Genomic DNA, 22,404 nt, shown 5'->3' on the forward strand with positions numbered 1-22,404 from the left:
ACATCCAGGGGAAGAGGAACTGAACCATCAATACCAGCACGCCGGCAAGCAGCACCAGCGCCGTGGCAATCCTGACCCATAGCGGTCCCGGCAAGTGGCGGAAAATCCATCCATACATGGGTCAGCCCTTCCCGAGTGCCTTGGCCACCTGGGCCGCGATTTCTGCCGGCGGTCCCGCCGACGCCGGTTGCCAGTGCTCCAGCAGGGAATACGCGATGATGCGCTCCTGCGAACCGAAGCGGGGATTGCAGCTGGTCATGGTGAGGTAGGCCTCCGTGGGCTTGGCTGCGGGCTGGGTGGGCACCGGAAGCAGCACGTCAGTGGCCGACGGAAGCACGATCTGGTTGTTGCGGAAGACGTAGACATAGAATCCGTCCCGGGTCTGGACATAGATCTTGTCGCCGGGCACGAGGGTGTGGATATTGTCCAGGACGGCCCCGTGCGTCTGGCGGTGGCCGGCCACGGCGAAGTTTCCGGTGGCCCCGGGCATCGCCGTGTCGCTGTAGTGGCCAAGGCCCAGCGTGTCCAGGACGTCCGTTGAAGTTCCCTGCACGATGGGCCGGGTGTAGTCCGCCCCGAAGCGGGGGATGTACATGATGCCGATGGTTTGGCCGTGTCCCGGCGCTTCGGCAACCTTCGGCGGACCGTAATCGGCGGGGGCGGATGCCGCCGGGCCGGGCGACTCCGCCGGGGCAGGGGAACCACCCAGTTCCTGTGCGAAGTTCTTGATGGTCTCGCTCTGCTTGGCATCGGATTCCACATTGGTCCACCACAGCTGCCAGGCGACGAACAGAAGGAGGACGACTCCCACCGTAATCAGCAGCTCGCCCACGATCTGGATGAGTGTCCGGAGAACTCCGACGCCGCGCGCCGGCGCGGCAGCGGTCGTCTCCTTCTCCAGCAGCACCACGTGGTCTCCTCAATCGGCGGCATGGGCTGGCGCGGGTGTGTTCTGAACTACAGCTAGAATTGGCTGCTAGTAAGAATTCAGACCTGACCCAAGGCGCCAACCCCGCCGGCATGTTCCTTCCTGCAGGATATCAAGCCGGAGGCCCCGCCCTTGATTCAGCCCGACGAGGAGGACCCGTGCCCGAGTCAAAGCCACGAAAGAAGACCGCCGCCGCGGACAGGCCGGCTTCTGCATCGCAGGCATACAAGCCCAACGCGGTGTGGTTCAAGCCCGTCATGTTTGGCCTGATGATCATCGGGCTGCTGTGGATCATCACCTTCTACATCAGCGAGGGCGCACTCCCTGTCAGGGCGTGGGAATCCTGGAACATCGTTGCCGGATTCGGTATCGCCATTGCGGGGTTCCTGATGACCACCCGCTGGCGTTCCTAGCCACAGATTTTCCCGGGCTCTTATCTGACCCCACGAAACCTGCGTCACAAAAAAAGTCGGACCGGCATGTGTGCCGGTCCGACTTTTTTGTTGCCTGCGCCTACTTCAGTGCAGGGTTGACCACGTGGATCGCCAAGTCCGTGCCGGCGTCGGAGGTTACGGAAATCTCCACGCCGTGACCTGCAACCTTGACGCTCCCGTAGGGGTTGTCGGCGCTGTAGTAGGCCAGCGGATCGCTGTCTTTGAAGACGCTGATCGCGGCGCTGCTGACGGCGCAGGCGTCAAGGTAGCTGAATGACGAACTGCGCTTGGTGCCGGTCTGCACTTCCTTCGCGATGCAGAGCGGATCCGTGTCCTCCAGGCCGAACGTTGCGTCGAACGGCTGGCGGCTGTTGCCGGGCATGGTGCCGTCGGACCACTTCAACGGCGCGGGCCTGGCATCCACCGGCAGGGCCGAGCCTGCACCGGGGTGGGCCGAAACGTTGTTGTCCGCGTAGGAGTCGTCGATGTACCAGACCAGCATGCCGTTCTGGTACTTGAAGAAATCGACCCAGTTCGGTTTCGTGATGCTGTGGGTGAAGGCATAGGGCCCTTCCGCCAGCGTTGCGTCGTAGCCCACGTACTCACGGTTCTCCACGAGGTAGTACTGCTCGGTGGTCTGCGTCACCGACCCGCTGCTGAGCTGCCACTGGCCGCCGGCAGTCCACGTCCCTGCACCGGACTCGACGTCGTCACTGAGGATCACGGTCTTGCCCGCCGAGATCTTCACGTCGTCAATGAAGGCACCCGGGTTATGGACGCCGCCGTCGGTCTGGTACCTGAAGCGGAACAGCGATTCGAGACCGGCAGCGTCGTAGGAGTAACGCACCTGCCCCCACGCGGCCGCTCCGCTGAGCGCACGCCCGGCGGATTTCCAGGTTTTGCCGCCGTCAGTGGAATATTCGCCGTAGAGGAAATCGTAGTTCGCCTCGATGTCGTACCAGGCGTTCGCCGTGACGGTCACCCTCGACTGTGCCGGGACGGCATGGGTCAAGGATTCGTTGAGGCCGTCCGCACTTCCCGTCCACCACGCGTTGCTCCCCGAGGAGGGAACGGTGTATTTGGTGGTGGTGGTCTTGTCCGGCAGGTTGACCTTGACGGCCTGGTCCTTGCCGTCGGCCTGGAGCTGGGACGGGTTCAGGACAAAGTCACCGGTGGTTCCCAGTTCCACCTCGCTGTTGACCAGCCAGCCGAGGAAGAGCTTCTCCTCGGGGCCCATGAGGCCCGGGGTGGTGCCGATTCCTGCTTCTGCCGCCGCACCGTGGCCCAGCCAGGAACCTGAGCTCATAAGGGTCCAGAATGCCGTGCTGTTGGTTGCGGCGCCCGTGGTGTCATAGAAGTCCGGCAGTCCGAGGTCGTGTCCGAATTCGTGGGCGAAGACGCCGACTCCGCCGTTTTCGGGTTCCGTGGTGTAGTCGCCGAGCCAGTATTTCGAGGAACCGATCCGGGTTCCGCCGGAGAGGTTGCCTTCCGGTCCGGCGGAGCCGAACTGGTTGCCGTAGGCGTACCAGCGGTGGGACCAGATGGCATCCTCGCCCAGGGCCCCGCCGCCGCCTTCCTCACCTTCGCCGGCGTGGACCGCCTGGAAGTGGTCGATGTAGCCATCGGGCTCATCGAAATTGCCGTTGTTGTTGAAGTCGTAGCGGTCCCAGACATCGAACTGGGCAAGGTAAGCGTCAATTTCAGCCGGTGTCTTGCCGGCTGCCACCTGGGAATCCCACCAGGCATTGCCGGAGTCCCGCACAAACGCCCATGAACCGCCGGTATCTTCGGTGGCGTTGTCGCCGTAGAAGGATCCGTTGTTGGGCACCGTGACCCAGTCCGTCACGGTGTTGGTCACCGAGTACTTTTTGTTGGAAACGGCCTCGTAGTAGCCCTTCATCGATTCACCGCTGCCGTTGAAGAGTTCTTCGTAGTAGGCGGGGCTGAAATCCTTGGTCCAGAGCGTGGTGTTGTCCACGGCACGGTCCGGCGGGGCAATCGTGTTGTGCAGGGGACCCGGTGCTGTTCCGAAACGGCCCGAGCCCTGGGTACCGAACTCGGCGAGGACGGTGAAGATCTTGTCCTGCTTGGCGGTTTCGACCTCGGCGAACTTGTCCGGCGCCAGCTGCACGACGCCGTCGCCATTGGCTTTCGCCTGCCCCTTGCCCACCTTCTCAATGGCCGCCTTGCGCCGTTCCACGAGTTCCTTGGTCCGCGGTCCGGGGCGGTTGTCCTGCCGTACTGCCGCAGAGGGACTGTTTGACCCGTCGTCGGCAGGTGGTGCAGCGACAGCCGGGGCCTGGATGCTGAGCATCCCGAGAACGACCCCCGCCACGCCGGCCACGGCAATTTTGGTTTTCCTCACACGTACCTCCCAGTAATTTGTGATCAGAGCCACAGCATAATGTGAGAGTCGTCGTTCGGCTATGAATTTGCGCGAAGGCCGGGGCATGTCCGGCGCAGGTTGCTGAATATGCTGGACGCAGCACCACCTCGCAGGAAAACCTAAGGAACCCACATGACCCCGGATGAACGCGGCACCATCGTCGGCAATGACGGCCTGGCCCGCCCGCCGTGGGCGGCCGTGGATGCGTTGCTCCAGGAGTACTACGACACCGAGTGGGGCATGCCCGTCCGCGACGAGCAGGGGCTGTTCGAGCGCATCAGCCTGGAGGCCTTCCAGGCCGGCCTGTCCTGGGCCACCATCCTGAGGAAGCGGCCCGCCTTCCGGTCCGCGTTCCACAACTTCCAGCCCGATGCGGTGGCCGCCTTCACCGACGACGACGTCGAGCGCCTCATGCTCGACGCCGGCATCGTCCGGAACCGGCTCAAAATCAGGGCGGCGATCACCAACGCCCGGGCAACCATCGCGCTGCGGAATGAAGGCGGGCTGGTGGACTTCGTCTGGAGTTTCCAACCGGACGTGACTCCGAGTCCGCTCACACATGGCCAGATCCCCACAACATCGGCCGAGTCCATTGCCCTATCCAAGGCCCTGCGCGCCAAAGGCTTTGCATTCGTGGGGCCGACCACGATGTACGCGCTCATGGAGGCGATCGGCATGATCGACACCCATCTTGTTGACAGCCACCGTCGCGGCTCGTCCGGCGTGTGGACTGACCGCGCCTGAACTTATCCCGGTCCTGTGGGGAAAGTTATCCACAGTGTTGATAAGTCTCGGCAGTTTAGGCGAACGTTCCGCGGGCCATGGCCTGTGAGTCACCGGGACTCCGGACGAATCACAGGGCCGACAGTTATTAACAGTGTGGATTGCCTGTGGATAACCGGTTCCGGATGGTAAATCCCCAAGAATGCCGCGCTGGTCCGCCGTCCACCCCGCCGGTTCGTGCAGGAATCGCGGCAGGCAGGGCGGGCACCGATCGGATTTAACTTATCCACTTAAGAACAAGGCTATCCCCAGAAGTTATCCACAAGTGGGGATAACTTAGGGGATAAATCACTGATCTAAGGCCCAATCAGGCTCCAACGCGCCAATTTACATCCTGCCCCTCGGGCGTCAGGAGTTATTAACAGTGTGCATAACCTGTTGAAGAGGGCCCGGGCGGCGCTCAACCGGGGTCGGAATATGCCGTCTAAGAGCCAAATGTGGTTCACAGGAGGCCGGTTTCCCCCTGCGCAGCCTGGCACTTGCTGGCCGCATGCCCGATTCCGGGCCCTGAAGCACCTCACAGTTACCCGGTCGCAGAGGACAAAGTTGTCCACTTAACCACAACCCCGCCGGTTTACGTTATCCACAGTTGTGGACTACGTGGACCACCCCTGTCGATAATCGCCAGCTGGCAAGGGCATCACCGGGGAAGGGGGATGAACTACAAGCATGTAAGTTACCAACAGTGTGGATAACCTCTGTGGAAAACTCTTGGAGAGGGCGAGGGTGCCGGCGCAAGACGTGGTCACAGTGCCCTCAGGCGGGGTGCAGATATTGGCAGGTAGGATCTCCGCGGGAAGCGCCCCCAACACCACGTCACAGCGTGAAGTGCCGCGGACTGCGACAGAGAGAGCGCAGGCGCCGCGGAGCACGGGGTGCTGGGGTGCTGAGGCGGAGGAGGGTATGAAGGCGGGGCGTGTTTAGGCGCCGGCCATTCGCAGCCAGGTGGCGACGGCGAGCAAAGTCAGCACCAGCACAAGGCCGGCCGACTGCCAGAGCCAGCGCTGCGGGCCACGGGGAACGTAGGCGATGGCCGCGGCGCAGGCAGCGCCCGTCACCAAACCGCCAAGGTGGGCCTGCCAGGCAATCTGCGGGACGATGAAGCCGATGACGCCGTTGATGGCGATCAGTACCCAAAGTTGCTTTGTGTCACCGCCGCGGTGACGCTGGACCACCAGCATGGCACCGAAGAGTCCAAAGATTGCGCCGGAGGCGCCCACGACTCCGGCGAGGGGCTGGCCCGGAGTATAGGTCGGCGTCAGGAGGAGGTAGCCGACCGATCCGCCGACGGCGGACAGCAAGTAGAGCGCCAGGAAGCGGATGCGCCCGAGGAGGGGTTCCAGCGCCTGGCCGAACATCCACAGCATGTACATGTTCAGCACGATGTGCAGGATGAAGCCTTGGGAGTGGAGGAACGCCGAGGTCAGCATGCGCCACGGTTCGAAGACCCCATACTCGGGGGTGGCGTAGACCGTGGCGAAAGCGAAGTTCTGGTAGATCCCGTCGTTGGGGACTATCCACTGCAGTACAAAAACCAGCGCGGAGGCCGCGATGATCCCGAACGTCACCAAGGGCCAGCCGGCAACGGCGGTTCCGCCGTACACGGTAGTGGCTGCCGGCGTCGTACGTTTTGTTTCATTGACGCAGTCAATGCATTGGAATCCGACGGCGGCCGCCCGCTGGCATTCCGGGCATGCCGGGCGCCCGCAGCGCTGGCACCGGACATAGGAAGGCCTGTCCGGGTGCCTGGGGCACACCGGAATCTGCGCGGACGGCTCGGCCGCCGGAATTCCGTAACTCATGGGGTGTTAGAGCTGCTCGACGTCGATGCTGTTGATAACGACGTCTTCGACCGGGCGGTCGCCCATGCCGGTGCGGACACCTTCGATGGCGTCAACGACCTTCTTGGACTCCTCATCGGCAACTTCGCCGAAGATGCTGTGCTTGCCCTGCAGCCAGTCGGTGGGGATGGTGGTGATGAAGAACTGCGAGCCGTTGGTGCCCTTGCCCATCTGGATGCCGGCGTTGGCCATGGCCAGCTTGTAGGGCTGGTTGAAGGTCAGCTCGGGGTGGATTTCGTCGTCGAACTTGTAGCCCGGTCCGCCCACGCCGCGGCCGAGGGGATCGCCGGCCTGGATCATGAAGTCCTTGATGATGCGGTGGAAGATGGTGCCGTTGTACAGGGGGGTGCCGGTCTTGTCCTCACCGGTTTCCGGGTGGGTCCAAGCCTGCTCGCCCGTGGCCAGGCCGACGAAGTTCTTGACCGTCTTGGGCGCGTGGTTGCCGAAGAGGTTGACGACGATGTCGCCGAGGCTGGTGTGGATGGTTGCTTTTGCAGTTGCGATGGCAGTCATAGGCCCATTGTTCCACGTCGGGCTATTGCACATCAGGCCTGCCGGGCAGTTCCGCGCTAGGTGAAATCGGCTGGAAATGGCCCTGATGAATAGCCGGTGCGGGGCAATCCACGTAGGCTAACAACAGAACCGTCACATTAATCGGGAGGTAGTTGTGAAGAAATCGGATCGTATTGCCCGTGACCTGGAGCAGTCAGTCAGCAGCGCGGTAGAGAACGCCAAGGATTGGGCAGCCCCCCGCGTTGAAGCAGCCGTCGACTGGGCGGTTCCCCGCCTGCAGCACGGTATTGACACCGCTTCCCCGAAGATCCAGGAGGGGCTCAAATCGGCAGCCCACAATCTGGCCGACGGCGTTGCCACCGTGACGCCGCGCATCCAGGACGGTCTCGCGTACCTCGCGCCGAAGATCCACGATGCCGTGGAGGGCACCACGCCGCGCCTCCACGAGGCGCTGGACAAGGCCGCCCCGGTGATCCTGAATGCCCGCGACCGCGTCGTAGTCGAATACCTTCCGCGGCTCTCGGATCAGATCGGCCACGCTTCGGAGGCCGTACACCGCACGCTGGAAAGCGCGCCCTCCCATGTGGATGCCGTAGCCCAGAGGCTTGCGGACTCCGGCGTTGTGCACTCTATTCAGGATCAGGCCCAAGCCGCAGGCCAACAGCTCAAGGCTGCTGCCGCGGAGGCCACGCGCGTTGTTACCGGTGAGGTGGCCAAGCCGCAGAAGCCCAAGCACCGCGGACTGTTGATTTTCGGCGTCATCGCCGCAGCCGTCGCCGCCGGTGTGGCCGCGTGGAAGGCTTCCAAGCCCGTGGAGGATCCCTGGAAGACACCTGCTCCCGTGACCCCTGCGCCCGTTCCGGCCACAACCGTCAACGACGTGAGTGCCACGGCCGCCACCGCCGGTGAGAAGGCTGTTGACGCAGCTGACTCTGTTGCTGCAGCATCCGGCGACGCCGCTGCGAAGGCTGATGAAGCGGCCGAGGACGCCAAGGACCAGGCAGCCACCGTTGCCACGGACGCCAAGACTGCCGTGAAGAACATCGCATCCAGCATGAACAACGGTGCGGCCAAGCCCACCGACACGTAAAGCCCGGCCGTCGCCGGCCGGTACAACAACGGAGGAGCCCCGCACGCAAAATGTGCGGGGCTCCTCCGTTGTTTCCCGTACCTTCACCCGCCATCCCGGGCTGGGACGCCCAAGGGTGCTAAATTTGTGGTGATGTCACCCGATAGATCCGCCGAGGATGCCTCGCACGACGCTGCGCTTATGCCGGGCGTATCCATCGTCATACCGGCATATAACGAGGCCAGCGTCATCAGGCAGTGCCTTATTGCGGCCATCTACCAGTCGGTGCCGGCCACGGAGATCATTGTTGTGGACAACATGTCGAAGGACCGCACGGCAGACATCGTCCGGCAGATGCAGCAGGAATATCCTGAGAGCCCCATCATCCTGCTCACCCAGGACAGGTCCCAGGGCCTCATTCCCACCCGTAACTTCGGCCTCAACCACGCCACCGGCGACATACTGGGCCGGATCGACGCGGACTCCGTGGTGGAACCGGACTGGGTGGAACAGGTCCAGAAAGCCTTCCTTGATCCTTCCGTCCAGGCAGCCACCGGTCCGGTGGTGTACTACGACATGCCGATGCGGCGCTTCGGCCTGAAGGCCGATGACAAGATGCGCCAGCTGATGCTCAAGCTGGCCAAACACCAGTACCACTTCCTCTTTGGCTCGAACATGGCGCTGCGCCGCTCGGCTTGGGAAACCATCCGCGGAGAAACCTGCCGGGATGAGAAGGACGAGATGCATGAGGACATCGACCTGTCCCTGCACCTCGCCGACCATGACCTGCGTATCCAGTACTGGCCCCAGATGGTCTCCGGTATGTCCGCCCGCCGCCTCGAGGATTCTCCGCGCGACTACCGGTACTACGTCACCAGGTTCGACCGGACGTACAAGGCCCACAACGTCAAAAAAATGGCCCTCAAGGCACCGATGGTGGTGTTCTTCTCCGTCTACTTCCCGGCCAAGCTCCTGCGCGCCATCCACACGGTCAGCTCCGCCCAGCCGGTGCGCCGCGGCGGCCAGTAGCGTCGGACCGGCCCTTTCCGGGCCTCAGTCCGTGCCCAGCTCCGCCACCCGGGCCTCGCCGGGTCGTTCCGGCCTTCTGCGCCGCTGGCCTGCCAGCACGACGGCGAGCCCGACCAGGATCAGCGTCAGGCCGGCGTAGGTGCCGGCCGGCAGGCTCTCATCCAAGAACACAGCCGCCAGCAGCGCGGCACCCGGAATCTCCAGCAGGATGATCATAGAGACCAGCAGCGGGCTCATGGTGGCCAGCAGATGGTTGAACGCCGTGTGCCCCACCAACTGCGCGCACACGGTAATGGCTACGATTCCCAGCCAGCCGGGTGCCTCGAAGCCCACCAGCGGCTGCCGCGAGACCAACGCAAGGAGCGCCACCACGGCCGCGCACATGCCGTAGCAAAGCGTTGTGTAGGTGCCGGTGCCCATGGTCTCCCGAGCCTTGCCGCCCGCGAGGGTGTAAAGGCCCGCCAGGGCGCCGCCCGCCACCGCCAGGAGGTCTCCCAGCAAGGCGTCCGGCGAGGTGCCCATGTCGAAGCCGGTGATGGCCACGACGCCGCCGAAGGCCATTCCCAGGCCCACCAGAACCTGCCAGCGGTGACGTACGCCCCGGAACAGCTGAAAGACCGCGATCCAGCCCGACTGGAGGCAGACAAGCGCTGTAGCCGCCGCTACCGAGGTGAGCTGGAGGGATGTGATAAAGAAGGCGAAGTGCAGTGCCAGGGCGACGGCGGCGAGGACCGCCCAGCGGAACTCGCGGGGCGTCACCCGGCCGAACTGCCGTGGATCGGTCACCAGGACCGGCGACGCCATGACAGCGGCTCCAATGGCGTTGCGCCAGAAGGCGATGGCCAGGGCGCTGACAGAGGTGGCGCCCAGCGTAGCGGCAATGAGGGGCCCGGAAGAGGCCACACCCAGGACGCCTAAAGCGGCGAGGAAGAAGTTCACCGTTCCAACACTAGTGGCCGGGACATGAGGGGGCCGGGACGGCGCCGGGCTGCCTGGCGGGCAAAGAAAAAGGCCCCGGACTGCGTTTCCGCATTCCGGGGCCTTTCTTACGGTGGAGGCACGGGGACTCGAACCCCGAACCCCCTGCTTGCAAAGCAGGTGCGCTACCAATTGCGCCATGCCCCCATAAGAAGCAACCCGTCAATCATACCCTAGTTCCGGAACGCTTCTGACCAGCGTCCGTACCAGGATCCGGACTATTCGACCGTGTCAGTCGAATCGCTCCAGACCGTTTTCCGGGCTTCGGATTCCTGCACTTTCTTGAAGAGCAGCGCGCCTGCGATAGCTACTGCAACAACCAGCAACTTCTTCACATGCACCCCGTTCCGGTTCGGTTTTACCCGAACCATTTTCAAAACCTGTGCAGGTTCCGTGGGCGTACCAGGACTTGAACCTGGGACCTCTTCGTTATCAGCGAAGCGCTCTAACCGCCTGAGCTATACGCCCCGATGCCTCATCGGGCCGAGACATGACTTTACAGCACATCCCGGCCCGATCTCAAATCGAGGCATTTCACCGGTGGATTTCCGGTGAAAATCCGCGGACTAATCGTCCGTGAGGGTCACGCCGATGCCACCTACGAGGGTGGCGGAAATGTTGTACAGCACGGCTGAGAGCATCGACAGTGCGGTCAGCAGGACCACGTTCACCACGGCGATGATGACCGCGAAGGAAGCGACCTGGCCCAGCGAGGCAACCTTCTTCAGTTCGAACCCGCCGCCTTCGGATCCGGCCAGCGTTCCGAGCAGGCTGTCCACCTGGTCGAAGATGCCCGTCAGGTCCAGCACGGTCCACAGGACGATGGCCGCAACGACTGTCACGATGCCCAGGGCTACGGACAGCAGGAAGGCCATCTTCAGCACGGACCAGGGGTCCACCTTGCTGACGAGGAGGCGCGCACGACGGACCTTGGCCTTCGGGGCCGGTTTGACCAGGCCGGGGGCACCCTGCGCGGAGCCCTGGCCGGGTCGCTGACCGGGCACGCCGGGCCGCTGGCCCTGGGGGGCCTGGCCCGGAACACCGGGGCGCTGCCCCTGTGCCGGACGCTGGCCGGGGACCACCGGGCGCTGCGCCGGAGCACCCGGCGTCGACGGCCGCTGCTGGGGACGTACGGGGGCGTTCACGCGCGGAGCGGACGCCGGCTGCCTGATCCCGCCGGGAGTGTTGCTGTTCGGCTTGGGATATGAGTCGGAATTACTCACTCGTTACCTCCGGTATTTTCTTCGTCCAGCTCAGCGTCGTCCGATGACTCGTCGGATTCCACGGCCGGTGCTGAATCTGCCTCTGCGGACCCATCATGTGATCCGGCACCTTCAGCCAACGTTACGTCATCCCCGGCGGCTGCCGGGCTTTCAGCCGGGTTTTCCGGGTCGGTGGCTTCCGCCTCCTCGCCCTCCAGGCCGCGTTCACTGTTCCGCGCCACCTCGATGATGCGGTCGTTCTTGTCTGGCTTCGCGAAGATGACGCCCATGGTGTCGCGGCCCTTGGCAGGCACTCCGGCCACCGAGGAACGGACCACCTTTCCGCCTTCCATAACCACGAGGACTTCGTCCTCTTCCTGGACGATGAGGGCACCTACGAGGTGGCCCCGCTCTTCCTGGTATTTTCCAACCTTGATGCCGAGCCCGCCGCGGCCCTGGAGGCGATATTCCTCCACCGCGGTCCGCTTGGCGTAGCCGCCCTCGGTGACGATGAAGACGAACGAGCCGTCCTTGACCACATCAGCGGCCAGCAGTTCATCATCCTCGCGGAACTTCATGCCGGTCACGCCTGACGTGGCACGGCCCATGGGCCGCAGTGCATCGTCCGTGGCCGTGAAGCGGATGGACTGGCCCATTCGTGAAACCAGCATGAGGTCGTCAGTTTCCGAAACCAGCTGGGCGGAGACGAGTTCATCGCCGTCGCGCAGGTTGATGGCGATCACGCCGGCGGAGCGGTTGGTGTCGTAGTCCTCCAGGCGGGTCTTCTTGACGAGGCCCCGCTTGGTGGCCAGCACCAGGTAAGGAGCGTGCTGGTAGTCCCGGAGATCCAGGACCTGGGCAATGTGCTCATCCGGCTGGAAGGCCAGCAGGTTGGCCACATGCTGACCCTTGGCGTCACGGCCCGCTTCCACGAGTTCGTAGGCCTTGGCCCGGTAGACGCGCCCCAGGTTGGTGAAGAACAGCAGCCAGTGGTGCGTCGTGGTGACGAAGAAATGCTCCACGACGTCGTCCCCGCGCAGCTGGGCACCCTTGATGCCCTTGCCGCCGCGCTGCTGTGAGCGGTAGTTGTCACTGCGGGTGCGCTTGACGTAGCCGCCGCGCGTGATGGTGACCACCATTTCCTCTTCAGGGATCAGGTCCTCCATGGACATGTCACCGTCGAAGCCCATCAGGATCTTCGTGCGGCGGTCATCCCCGTGCTTGGCCACGATCTCGGAAAGTTCGGTGCTGATAATCTCCCGCTGCCGCTCCTCGGAGGCCAGGATCGAGTTGTACTCTGCGATCAGGGCTTCGAGTTCGGCATGGCGGTCCTGGATCTTCTGGCGTTCCAGTGCTGCCAGCCTTCGGAGCTGCATGTCCAGGATGGCCCGTGCCTGCAGCTCATCGATGTCCAGCAACTGCATCAGGCCGTCCCTGGCAGCTTCGGTGGTGTTGGACGCACGGATCAAGGCAATGACCTCGTCCAGCATGTCCAGGGCCTTGAGGAGGGCGCGCAGGATGTGCGCTTCTTCCTCGGCCTTGCGCAGGCGGTACCGGGTCCGGCGGGCGATGACGTCCATCTGGTGGGCGACCCAGTGCCGGATGAAGGCATCGAGGCTCAACGTCCGCGGGACGCCGTCCACAATCGCCAGCATGTTGGCTGCGAAGTTGTCCTGCAGCTGGGTGTGCTTGTAGAGGTTGTTCAGCACCACCTTGGCCACGGCATCACGCTTGAGCACGATCACCAGCCGCTGCCCCGTGCGGCCCGAGGTCTCGTCACGGAGGTCGGCGATGCCGGAGATCTTCCCGTCCTTGACGAGTTCGGCGATCTTGATGGCCAGGTTGTCCGGGTTGGCCTGGTACGGCAGCTCGGTGACCACCAGGCAGGTGCGGCCCTGGAGTTCCTCAACGTTCACCACGGCGCGCATCGTGATGGAGCCGCGGCCCGTACGGTAGGCATCCTCGATGCCCTTGTGGCCCAGGATCGTGGCGCCGGTCGGGAAGTCCGGTCCCTTGATCCGGAGCAGGAGTTCTTCCAGCAGCTCTTCGCGGCTTGCCGTCGGGTTGGCCAGGTACCACTGCACGCCGTCGGCAACCTCGCGGAGGTTGTGCGGCGGAATGTTCGTGGCCATGCCGACGGCGATACCCGAGGAGCCGTTGACCAGCAGGTTGGGGAAGCGGGCCGGCAGGATGGTGGGTTCCTGGTTCTTGCCGTCGTAGTTGTCCTGGAAATCGACGGTTTCCTCGTCGATGTCCCGGACCATTTCCATGGCCAGCGGGGCCATCTTCGTTTCCGTGTACCGCGGTGCAGCCGCGCCGTCGTTACCCGGCGAACCGAAGTTCCCTTGCCCCAGCGCCAATGGGTAGCGCATGGTCCAGTCCTGGATCAGGCGGACCAGGGCATCGTAGATGGCTGTGTCGCCATGCGGATGGTACTGGCCCATGACCTCGCCCACCACACGGGCGCACTTGTTGAAGGAGCGGTCCGGGCGGTAGCCGCCGTCGAACATGGCATAGAGAACGCGACGGTGGACTGGCTTCAGGCCGTCGCGGACGTCCGGCAGCGCGCGGCCGACAATAACGGCCATGGCGTAGTCCAGGTAGGACCGCTGCATTTCCGTCTGCAGATCCACCTGCTCCACGCGGTCCACCAGCACATCGCCCTCCAGGACGGGCTCGACGGGTCCGGCGGAGTCCGCGGGAACCTCGGGTGTTTCGTCACTCATAGTCTATATTTTCCGTTTCAGGTATATGTCGCTTCAGGGATATTTAGGCTCTTGTGGAGCTCTAGATATCCAGGAACCGGACATCCTTGGCGTTCTGCTGAATGAAGTTTCGGCGTGATTCAACGTCCTCGCCCATCAGCACGGTGAAGATCTGGTCAGCCGCGAGGGCGTCGTCCATGGTGACCTGCAGGAGTGTGCGGTGGTCGGGGTCCATGGTGGTGTCCCACAGTTCCGTGTAGTCCATCTCGCCAAGGCCCTTGTAGCGCTGAATGCCGTTGTCCTTCGGGATGCGGCGCCCGGCGGCCTGGCCGGCAACAAGCCGGGCATCGCGTTCGCGGTCGCTGTAGACGTAGTCGTGCGGAGCATTGGACCACTTGATGCGGTACAGCGGCGGCTGGGCCAGGTATACATATCCGTTTTCAATCAGCGGGCGCATGTACCGGAACAGCAGCGTCATCAGCAGCGTCGTGATGTGCTGCCCGTCAACGTCGGCATCGGCCATGAGGACGATTTTGTGGTACCGGAGCTTGCTGAGGTCGAAGTCCTCGCCAATACCCGTACCAAATGCCGTGATCATGGACTGGACCTCGTTGTTGCCGAGGGCCTTGTCCAGCCGTGCCCGTTCCACGTTCAGGATCTTGCCGCGCAGCGGGAGGATGGCCTGCGTTTCGGGGTTGCGGCCGCGCTTGGCGGAACCGCCGGCGGAGTCGCCCTCCACGATGTAGACCTCGCACTTCTCCGGGTCCTTGGATGAGCAGTCGGAGAGCTTGCCCGGCATGCCGAAGGACTCCAGCGGGCTCTTGCGGCGCGCGTTGTCGCGGGCCTTGCGGGCTGCCATCCGGGCCTGGGCTGCGGAAATCGCCTTGCGAATCACATCGCGTGCCGGGCCGGGATTGCGCTCCAGCCAGTCGCCCAGGCCGTCGGTGACCACGCGCTGGACGAAGCCCTTGACCTCGGAGTTACCGAGTTTGGTCTTGGTCTGGCCTTCAAACTGCGGTTCCGCCAGCTTCACGGAAATGACGGCGGTGAGTCCTTCACGGATGTCATCACCGGTGAGGTTGTCATCCTTTTCCTTGATGATGTTCTTCTCGCGCGCGTAGCGGTTGATGAGCGACGTCATCGCGGCCCGGAAGCCCTCTTCGTGGGTGCCGCCCTCATGGGTGTTGATGGTGTTGGCATAGGTGTGGACGCTTTCGGAGTACGCATTGGTCCACTGCATCGCCATTTCCAAGGCGATCTTCCGTTCCTTGTCCTCGGTTTCGAAGGCGATGACGTCCTCGTGGACAACATCAACCTTCTTGCCGGAGTTAAGGTGCTTCACGTAGTCCAGCAGGCCGTCGTCGTACTGGTACACAACCGTGCGGAATTCGGCGGCCACTTCACCCTCGGTGGGAACGGCGTCGAGATCCAGGTCCTCGTCCTCCGAGCCTTCCTGGGCAACGCGGCGTTCGTCCGTCAGCGTGATGCGCAGGCCCTTGTTGAGGAACGCCATCTGCTGGAAGCGGGCACGAAGCGTCTCGAAGTCGAATTCCGTGACCTCAAAAATGCTGGCGTCCGGGTAGAAGGTCTGGGTGGTCCCGGTCTGGTCCGTCTCTTCACCCTGGACCAGGCTGCCCTGGGGCTTGCCGCCGTCGGCGAAGGACATCCGCCAGACGTGGCCCTGGCGCCGGACTTCGGTATCCACCCGGCTGGAGAGGGCATTCACCACTGAAATACCCACGCCGTGGAGGCCGCCGGAAACGGCATATCCGCCGCCGCCGAACTTTCCGCCGGCGTGCAGGATGGTCATTACAACCTCAACCGTGGGCTTGTGCTCGGTGGGGTGCATGTCCACCGGGATGCCGCGGCCGTCATCAACCACTTTGACGCCGCCGTCGGCCTGGAGAACAATCTCAATGTGGGTGCAGTAGCCTGCCAAGGCCTCATCCACGGAGTTGTCCACCACTTCATACACAAGGTGGTGGAGTCCGCGGGGTCCCGTGGACCCGATATACATGCCGGGACGTTTCCGAACAGCTTCCAGTCCTTCAAGGACGGTGATGTCGCTCGCACCGTATCCCTTGCGTTCGGCTGCCTCCGCCGGCGCATCAGTTGTACGGGCATCCTCAGCTGCGGGTTCCACTGCCGGGATATCTGCATTGTCGTTAGCCACAGGCGCTTTCGACTCCTCTGTATTCGTATGGCCGGCCGTCACCGTCTCCGATAGAAGAGGCTCCTGCCAACAGGCACGTCACTGATAACGCCGATTACTTCGTTGACTGGCGGAACCGTGCCCCGGCCGCAGGAAAAGCGCCGAAAAACGGACTCAGTCAACGTTTCACCGGCGCCCAGTTATCTACCCCGATTCTACCGTGCTGGAGAGCGTAATCCCGCATTCCAGGGCCGCAAACGCGTGGGAATATGGTGCTGACAGGCCATTGGCCCCGCCTGCAAGGCTCCAGGGGTACCGTCTCTGGGTTCCTATACGGCCCAGGGGCGTTAGAGCGCCCTACACGCCGTTTGGCCATTTTTCAAGGGTCGGGGACGGCGGCGGCGGAAATCCGGCGGGCCGCCACAGCCGGTTGCTATCCGTAAGTGTCCCGGGGACCGCGGCCGTTGACTGTCCGTCCGCCCTTCCGCCAGCTTGGCGCCGCAGGCCCGAGGACCTGGATCTTGGTCACGACGCCTTCGCCCAGTTCGCTCCGGAATTTCTCGAGGAGACTGAAGCTGAGCAGGCGCAACTGGGTTGCCCACGCGGTGGAATCGCACCGCACGTGGAGCGTGGTGTCGGTAAAGCTTTCCGGCGTGCAGTGTGCCGAAATTTCGGGGCCCACGAGCGTGCCCCACTCGGCCATCACGGATCCGACGGCAACCGGCGAAGTCCAGCCCCGTTCGGCCACGAGGCGTCCCACCACTTTCCCCAGACCCAACGGGTCGCGGCCCGTGCCGTGGAACTGGGTGAAGCCCCGTGTTCCGCCGGCGCTGCGTCCCGGCTTCTTGGCTCCGCCTCCGGGCAGCGGGGACTTGCGCCGGATTTCGCCGCGGGCAGCGGCAGCTTCGCGCATCCGGTTAAGCGCCGCCTGGGGCGCATCTATTTCGTCGGGATCGCGGCCCGGCTGCAGGCCGCCAGCATCCTTACTCATAGGGATTCCGACTCATCGATTCCTCCGGGGACCACTTTCACCCGCCGCCCGGCCAGTTCTTCCGGTATGTCGGCGTCGACGGCGGCGGTCACCAGCACCTGTTCGGCGCCGGATACTATTGCCGCCAGTTTACGCCGCCGCTGGACGTCGAGTTCGGCAAACACATCGTCGAGGATGAGGATCGGTGCGGACCCGCCGGTGCGGGCGTCATCGAGCATCACGTAGTAGGACGCCAGCCGCAGGGAAAGGCACATGGACCAGGTTTCGCCGTGCGAGGCATACCCCTTGGCGGGCGCTTCGCCGAGGATGAGTTCGACGTCGTCCCGGTGCGGACCCACCAGGGAAACGCCCCGTTCCAGTTCCTTGCGCCGGGAGGCCGCAAATGCCTGCACATAGCGTTCGGTCAGGTCCTCAACGGACAGTTCCCGGAGGTCTTCGACGCGTTCGACGGCGGCGGGTTCCGCATCGAAACCCGGGCCGGCGCCGTCGTCGTCCATCATGTCCTGGAGCGTGGACCGGTAGATCGCGTCCGCTTCCTTGGACCCGTCGGTCAACTGCGCGTAAGCCTCTCTCAGGTGGGGCCGGATCCTTTCCACCAGTTCCAGCCGGGCGTGCAGCAACTCGGCACCGGCCCTGGCCATGTGCTGGTCCCACACATCCAGGGTTGCCTCGTGCCCGGCAGTGAATTTACCGGTCCGGCCTGATTTGAGAAGGGCGTTGCGCTGCTTGAGCACACGATCATAATCAGTCCGCGTGGCGGAATGCCGCGGCATGAGGCTGACCAGCAACTCGTCCAGGAAACGCCGGCGGTTGGAGGGATCACCCTTCACCAGGGCAAGGTCCTCCGGCGCAAAAAGCACCGTCTGGCAGATGCCCAGGATGTCCCGGGCACGGACTGGGTTACTGCGGTTGATGCGTCCGCGGTTGGCACGGCTTCCGTTGATTTCCAGTTCCAGCACAGTGGACTGCTCGCCCCGAACCAGCTTGGCCCGGATCAGTGCCCGTTCGGTACCAAAGCGCAGAAGCGGAGCATCCGAACTGACACGGTGTGAACTCAGCGTGGCCAGGTACCCGATGGCCTCCATGAGGTTGGTCTTGCCGATGCCGTTGTACCCCACGAGGACCGTCACTCCGGGTTCGAAGGAGAGGTCCACCTGGGCATAGCTGCGAAAATCGGTCAGCGAAAGCTTTTCTAGGTACACGCCGTCTTCAGGATTCCCGGACTGCTCGGACTGCTGCTACTTGGCCGGGCGGGTGGCATGCCCGCCGAACTGGTGCCGCAGGGCGGACACCATCTTCATCGCCGGGGAATTGTCTTCGCGGGAGGAGAAGCGCGCAAACAGCGCAGCTGTAATGGCCGGGGCAGGAACGGCGTTGGCGATTGCCTCCTCAACGGTCCAGCGGCCTTCCCCGGAATCTTCGACGTAGTCATCGATCGAGGCCAGGCCCGGGTCCTCGTCCAGGGCCTTCACCATAAGGTCCAGCAGCCAGGAGCGGACAACGGTCCCCTTCTGCCAGGCGCGGAAGGTTCCCGGCAGGTCGGTCACGATGTCCTTGGCGGCCAGCAGCTCATAGCCTTCCGCGTAGGCCTGCATCAGCCCGTACTCGATGCCGTTGTGCACCATCTTCGCGTAGTGGCCTGCACCGATGCCGCCAACATGGACGAAGCTGTCCGCGCGGTCGCCTTCGGGACGGAGCGCATCGAATGCGGGCATCGCCCGTTCGATGTCGGCGGCATCGCCGCCGGCCATCAGTCCGTAACCGTTTTGAAGGCCCCAGACACCGCCGGATACACCGCAGTCAGCGAAACGGATGCCCTTCTCGGCCAGCGCGGCACCATGCTTCTGGTCTTCCGTGAAGCGGGAGTTGCCGCCGTCGATCACCAGGTCGCCGGCGTCGAGCTTGGAACCCAGTTCGGTGATCACTGCATCAGTGATCTCGCCGGCCGGAACCATGACCCAGATGACGCGCGGAGCCGGAACGACTGCGATGAGCTCGTCCACGGTGGCGACGTCCGTGACGTCAGGGTTGCGGTCGAAGCCCGTGACCTCAATGCCCCCCTTGCGCAGCCTCTCGCGCATGTTGAAACCCATTTTTCCAAGGCCGATCAGTCCGATGTGCACGGTAGGAACTCTTTTCTGCGCTGGTGTGGTGGAGGGACTGCGATGGCGGGCCCAACTGGGTCGCATTAGATGTCGTTTTGGGTGCCCATAACGACATCAGCTGCTACCTAGTTGGGGAGGCGCACCGGCATGACCAGGTAACGGTAGTCGTCCTGGTCTTCGCCGTCGGCGTCGGCCTGTGCCGTGATCATGGCGGGCTTGGGTGCTGTGGTGAAGGAGAACCGGACGTACTTGGTTTCGATGACGCTGAGGCCTTCGATGAGGTAGTGCGGGTTGAACGCAACCGTGATCTCATCGCCGGTCAGCTGTGCTTCCAATTCTTCCGACGCCTGGGCGTCCTCACCGGTGCCGGCGTCGAGGTGGAGCTGGCCTTCGGTGAACGCCAGCCGGACCGGGGTGTTGCGCTCGGCAACGAGGGAGACGCGCCGGACGGCTTCGACCAGTTCCTGGGTCTGGACAGTTGCGTGAATCGGTGTGGCATCCGGGAACAGTGAACGGATTTTGGGGTAGTCGCCGTCCACCAGGAGGGACGTGGTTGTGCGTCCGCCGCTTTCGAATCCAATCAGCCGGCTGTCATCGTCGGCGAGGGCGAGGTTGATGTCGCCGCTGTTGCCGAGAGTTTTGGCAACTTCGTTGAGGGTCTTGGCCTTGACCAGGGCGCTGGTGGAGATCCCGGGGGTAACGGGCTTCCACGGCACTTCGCGCATGGCCAGACGGTAGCGGTCCGTTGCGAGGAGGGTGATGAGATCGTCCTCGATCTCCATCCGAACGCCCGTGAGGATCGGAAGGGTGTCGTCCTTGCTGGCGGCGATGATCACCTGGGACACGGCCTGGGCGAAGGAGTCACCCGGAACTGTTCCGCTGATGGTGGGCAGCGCGGGCAGCGGCGGGTACTCCGCCTCGGGCATGGTGGCCAGGTGGAAGCTGCTGCGACGGCAGGTGAGCGTGACCTTGTTGCCGTCGGTTTCGACCTCAACAGGGGCGGACGGCAGGCTTCGGCAGATGTCCGCAAGGAGGCGGCCGGAGACCAGGATGGTGCCTTCAACGCTGATATCAGCCGGGATTTCAAGCCGGGCCGAAGTTTCGTAGTCGAAGCTCGAGAGGCTGACCGTGCCGGCCTCAGCCTTGAGAAGGAGCCCGGAAAGCACCGGAACCGGCGGCCGCGGAGACAACGACCGGGCGGTCCATGTGACGGCTTCTGCCAGGACGTCCCGTTCGACTCTGAACTTCACGGAAGGGTGCCGCCTTTCATTGCTGCTGCCATTTTCTGAACGGGAACTCCCGCAGGGAGTTCGAAAACCTTGCCCCCGGACACCGGAACCTGCATGGTCCGCGCTTGCTGAACCACAAACAGACCCAAGGATGGGAGCGCTGCTGACAGCTTAGCCGGAAGATTCCCGTTTTCCCCATCCCCGGCCGGGACGCCGGCCCTTCGGGGCCGAGGCCACGAGGCTGTCCGGGGGTGGGAACGAGATTGTTGTTTGAGGGAATTTCAATTTTTTGGGATTAGTAGTGTTAATAACTGCTGTGGAAACTGTGGATAACCCTGTTTCACGGCAGGATTCTGCGGTTAAGCCCTGTTCATCCGCTGTGGGCGACGCAGGTTTTAAACAGGGTGTGGATGGGGACAACTTTTTCGGCCGTTTCGCTGATCCACAGATGCCTTAAGGGTTTTAAGCCCATTAACCGCGGTTGTCCCCTTAACTATCCACAGGCTTATCCACATGTGCCTGTTAATAAGGTAAGGAGGCGGAGGCGAAGCCGGGCTTAGGAATCCCGCTGCTGCTGCTTGATCCGGTTGGTCAGCTCCGTAACCTGGTTGTAGATCACACGGCGCTCGGCCATCAGTTCACGGATCTTGCGGTCTGCGTGGATCACGGTGGTGTGGTCCCTGCCGCCGAGCTCCTGGCCGATCTTCGGAAGCGACATGTCCGTCAGCTCCCGGCACAGGTACATGGCGATCTGGCGTGCGGTCACCAGGGTGCGGGTCCGGGACTTGCTGCAGAGCTCCTCCATGCTGAGCTTGAAGTAGTCAGCTGTCTGGGTCAGGATCTGCGCCGACGTGATCTCCTGGGCGCCGTCGTCCGTGATGAGGTCCTTGAGGACCATCTCGGCGAGGGCAACGTCCACCGGCTGCCGGTTCAGGCTGGCGAAGGCCGTGACCCGGATGAGCGCGCCCTCAAGTTCACGGATGTTGCTGGAAATTTTGGACGCGATGTACTCCAGGGCGTCATCCGGTGCAGACAGACCTTCGCTGAGGGCCTTCTTGCGGAGGATCGCGATCCGGGTTTCCAGCTCGGGCGGCTGGATGTCGGTCAGCAGGCCCCATTCGAAACGGGACTTCATCCTGTCTTCGAATCCGGCCAGCAGCTTGGGCGGCTGGTCCGAGGTGATGACAACCTGCTTGTTGTTGTTGTGGAGCGCGTTGAACGTGTGGAAGAACTCCTCCAGCGTGCGGTCCTTGCCGGCCAGGAACTGGATGTCATCAATCAGCAGCACATCCACGTTGCGGTACGTGGTCTTGAAGCTGGTGCCTTCATCGTCCCGGATGGAGTTGATGAAGTCGTTGGTGAATTCTTCGGAGTTGACGTAGCGGACGCGGATGCCGCTGTAGAGCCGGCGGGCGTAGTGTCCGATCGCGTGCAGCAGGTGGGTTTTTCCCAGACCCGAGTCACCGTAGATGAACAGCGGGTTATAGGCCTTGGCCGGTGCCTCGGCGACGGCGACGGCGGCCGCATGCGCAAACCGGTTCGAGGAACCGATCACGAACGTGTCGAAGACGTACTTCGGGTTGAGCCTGCCGAATTCATGGGAAGTGCTCGGCAGCATGGGCTGCGGCTTCTGCTCCACCGTGGGATCGGTTGCGAGGGAAAGTTCGACGGCGGGTTCCGGCTCCACATGGAGGGGCACCAGATCGGTGTCGACGTCGATGGCGCAGCGGATGTCGTCGGAAAAGACGTTGTGCAGGGCATCGTCAAGGGCTTCCTTGACCTGCGTCTGCAGGACTTCGCGGGTGAGTTCGTTGGGCACAGCGACCAGGAGGGTTGAACCGATCAGTCCTTGCGCCTGGGCGAGGATTACGAAGCCGCGCTGCCGGGGTGAAACCCGGTGGTCCTGCTCCAGAAGGCTCACAACCCGCCGCCAGGAACTTCCGACAGTATTCGCGTGGTTGGCTTCGTCTACTGTCATCAATCAGTTCCTCAAACTTGCTTGCCTGCATTACCTGCAGCCACAAGTCCTGAACCAGGGGCTGGTTCCGGCTTATATCCA

The 22,404-nt window shown here is 63.4% G+C and carries 18 protein-coding genes and 2 tRNA genes; 4 read left to right on the forward strand and 16 right to left on the reverse strand.

The genetic code is table 11. The features are described from left to right. Positions 1–121: 121 nt before the first annotated feature. The gene (locus tag PV761_RS11675) at positions 122–910 is read right to left on the reverse strand and encodes a class E sortase (RefSeq protein ID WP_028272338.1); all 789 of its coding nucleotides are present in this window, start codon (positions 908–910) and stop codon (positions 122–124) included. 176 nt (positions 911–1,086) lie between these two features. On the opposite strand from PV761_RS11675, the gene PV761_RS11680 reads away from it, so the two are divergent. Then, positions 1,087–1,341: a cell division protein CrgA gene (locus tag PV761_RS11680; RefSeq protein ID WP_028272337.1), complete on the forward strand. Its 255-nt coding sequence runs from the start codon at positions 1,087–1,089 to the stop codon at positions 1,339–1,341. A 100-nt stretch (positions 1,342–1,441) separates the two neighbouring features. Here PV761_RS11680 and PV761_RS11685 read toward each other — a convergent pair whose 3' ends face one another. Next, a complete protein-coding gene (locus PV761_RS11685) occupies positions 1,442–3,727 on the reverse strand; it encodes an immune inhibitor A domain-containing protein (RefSeq protein ID WP_347896887.1) in 2,286 nt (761 codons plus the stop codon). Between the two features lie 153 nt (positions 3,728–3,880). Here PV761_RS11685 and PV761_RS11690 point away from each other — a divergent pair, with 153 nt between their 5' ends. Continuing rightward, on the forward strand, positions 3,881–4,492 hold the full coding sequence (locus tag PV761_RS11690; RefSeq protein ID WP_347896889.1) for a DNA-3-methyladenine glycosylase I: 612 nt from the start codon (positions 3,881–3,883) through the stop codon (positions 4,490–4,492). A gap of 959 nt (positions 4,493–5,451) precedes the next feature. On the opposite strand, the gene PV761_RS11695 is transcribed toward PV761_RS11690, so the two are convergent. Further along, positions 5,452–6,333 (reverse strand): rhomboid family intramembrane serine protease, encoded by an 882-nt coding sequence (locus PV761_RS11695; RefSeq protein WP_347896891.1) that lies wholly within the window; start codon positions 6,331–6,333, stop codon positions 5,452–5,454. 6 nt (positions 6,334–6,339) lie between these two features. After that, complete coding sequence (locus PV761_RS11700; protein ID WP_028271893.1) at positions 6,340–6,885, reverse strand: peptidylprolyl isomerase; 546 nt, start codon at positions 6,883–6,885, stop codon at positions 6,340–6,342. A gap of 154 nt (positions 6,886–7,039) precedes the next feature. Here PV761_RS11700 and PV761_RS11705 point away from each other — a divergent pair, with 154 nt between their 5' ends. Beyond that, the gene (locus tag PV761_RS11705; protein WP_347896894.1) at positions 7,040–7,975 is read left to right on the forward strand and encodes a hypothetical protein; all 936 of its coding nucleotides are present in this window, start codon (positions 7,040–7,042) and stop codon (positions 7,973–7,975) included. 132 nt (positions 7,976–8,107) lie between these two features. Next, positions 8,108–8,983 (forward strand): glycosyltransferase family 2 protein, encoded by an 876-nt coding sequence (locus PV761_RS11710; RefSeq protein WP_347896896.1) that lies wholly within the window; start codon positions 8,108–8,110, stop codon positions 8,981–8,983. Positions 8,984–9,007: 24 nt separating this feature from the next. On the opposite strand, the gene PV761_RS11715 is transcribed toward PV761_RS11710, so the two are convergent. From PV761_RS11715 to dnaA, 12 genes are all read right to left on the reverse strand, one after another. Then, complete coding sequence (locus PV761_RS11715; RefSeq protein WP_347896898.1) at positions 9,008–9,922, reverse strand: DMT family transporter; 915 nt, start codon at positions 9,920–9,922, stop codon at positions 9,008–9,010. 113 nt (positions 9,923–10,035) lie between these two features. Continuing rightward, positions 10,036–10,108 (reverse strand) — tRNA-Ala (locus tag PV761_RS11720). A gap of 71 nt (positions 10,109–10,179) precedes the next feature. Next, complete coding sequence (locus tag PV761_RS11725) at positions 10,180–10,332, reverse strand: DLW-39 family protein (protein WP_231511296.1); 153 nt, start codon at positions 10,330–10,332, stop codon at positions 10,180–10,182. 23 nt (positions 10,333–10,355) lie between these two features. Next, positions 10,356–10,429 (reverse strand) — tRNA-Ile (locus PV761_RS11730). A 98-nt stretch (positions 10,430–10,527) separates the two neighbouring features. Further along, positions 10,528–11,184 (reverse strand): DUF3566 domain-containing protein, encoded by a 657-nt coding sequence (locus tag PV761_RS11735; RefSeq protein ID WP_028271889.1) that lies wholly within the window; start codon positions 11,182–11,184, stop codon positions 10,528–10,530. After that, complete coding sequence (gyrA, locus tag PV761_RS11740; protein ID WP_028271888.1) at positions 11,181–13,889, reverse strand: DNA gyrase subunit A; 2,709 nt, start codon at positions 13,887–13,889, stop codon at positions 11,181–11,183. The genes PV761_RS11735 and gyrA overlap by 4 nt, the downstream gene beginning before the upstream one ends. Positions 13,890–13,950: 61 nt before the next feature. Then, on the reverse strand, positions 13,951–16,041 hold the full coding sequence (gyrB, locus tag PV761_RS11745; RefSeq protein WP_028271887.1) for a DNA topoisomerase (ATP-hydrolyzing) subunit B: 2,091 nt from the start codon (positions 16,039–16,041) through the stop codon (positions 13,951–13,953). Between the two features lie 412 nt (positions 16,042–16,453). Next, the gene (locus PV761_RS11750; RefSeq protein WP_347896902.1) at positions 16,454–17,011 is read right to left on the reverse strand and encodes a DciA family protein; all 558 of its coding nucleotides are present in this window, start codon (positions 17,009–17,011) and stop codon (positions 16,454–16,456) included. Then, positions 17,008–18,213: a DNA replication/repair protein RecF gene (gene recF / locus PV761_RS11755; protein ID WP_347896904.1), complete on the reverse strand. Its 1,206-nt coding sequence runs from the start codon at positions 18,211–18,213 to the stop codon at positions 17,008–17,010. The genes PV761_RS11750 and recF overlap by 4 nt, the downstream gene beginning before the upstream one ends. A gap of 36 nt (positions 18,214–18,249) precedes the next feature. After that, complete coding sequence (gene gnd, locus PV761_RS11760) at positions 18,250–19,134, reverse strand: phosphogluconate dehydrogenase (NAD(+)-dependent, decarboxylating) (RefSeq protein ID WP_347896906.1); 885 nt, start codon at positions 19,132–19,134, stop codon at positions 18,250–18,252. A gap of 107 nt (positions 19,135–19,241) precedes the next feature. Next, on the reverse strand, positions 19,242–20,366 hold the full coding sequence (gene dnaN / locus PV761_RS11765) for a DNA polymerase III subunit beta (protein WP_028271883.1): 1,125 nt from the start codon (positions 20,364–20,366) through the stop codon (positions 19,242–19,244). Between the two features lie 535 nt (positions 20,367–20,901). Next, positions 20,902–22,323 carry a chromosomal replication initiator protein DnaA gene (gene dnaA, locus PV761_RS11770; RefSeq protein ID WP_347896908.1) on the reverse strand — a complete coding sequence of 474 codons (1,422 nt, stop codon included), beginning with the start codon at positions 22,321–22,323 and terminating at the stop codon, positions 20,902–20,904. Positions 22,324–22,404: the final 81 nt, after the last annotated feature.

The sequence above is a fragment of the Arthrobacter sp. CC3 genome, assembly GCF_039907775.1.
Lineage (GTDB): Bacteria > Actinomycetota > Actinomycetes > Actinomycetales > Micrococcaceae > Arthrobacter.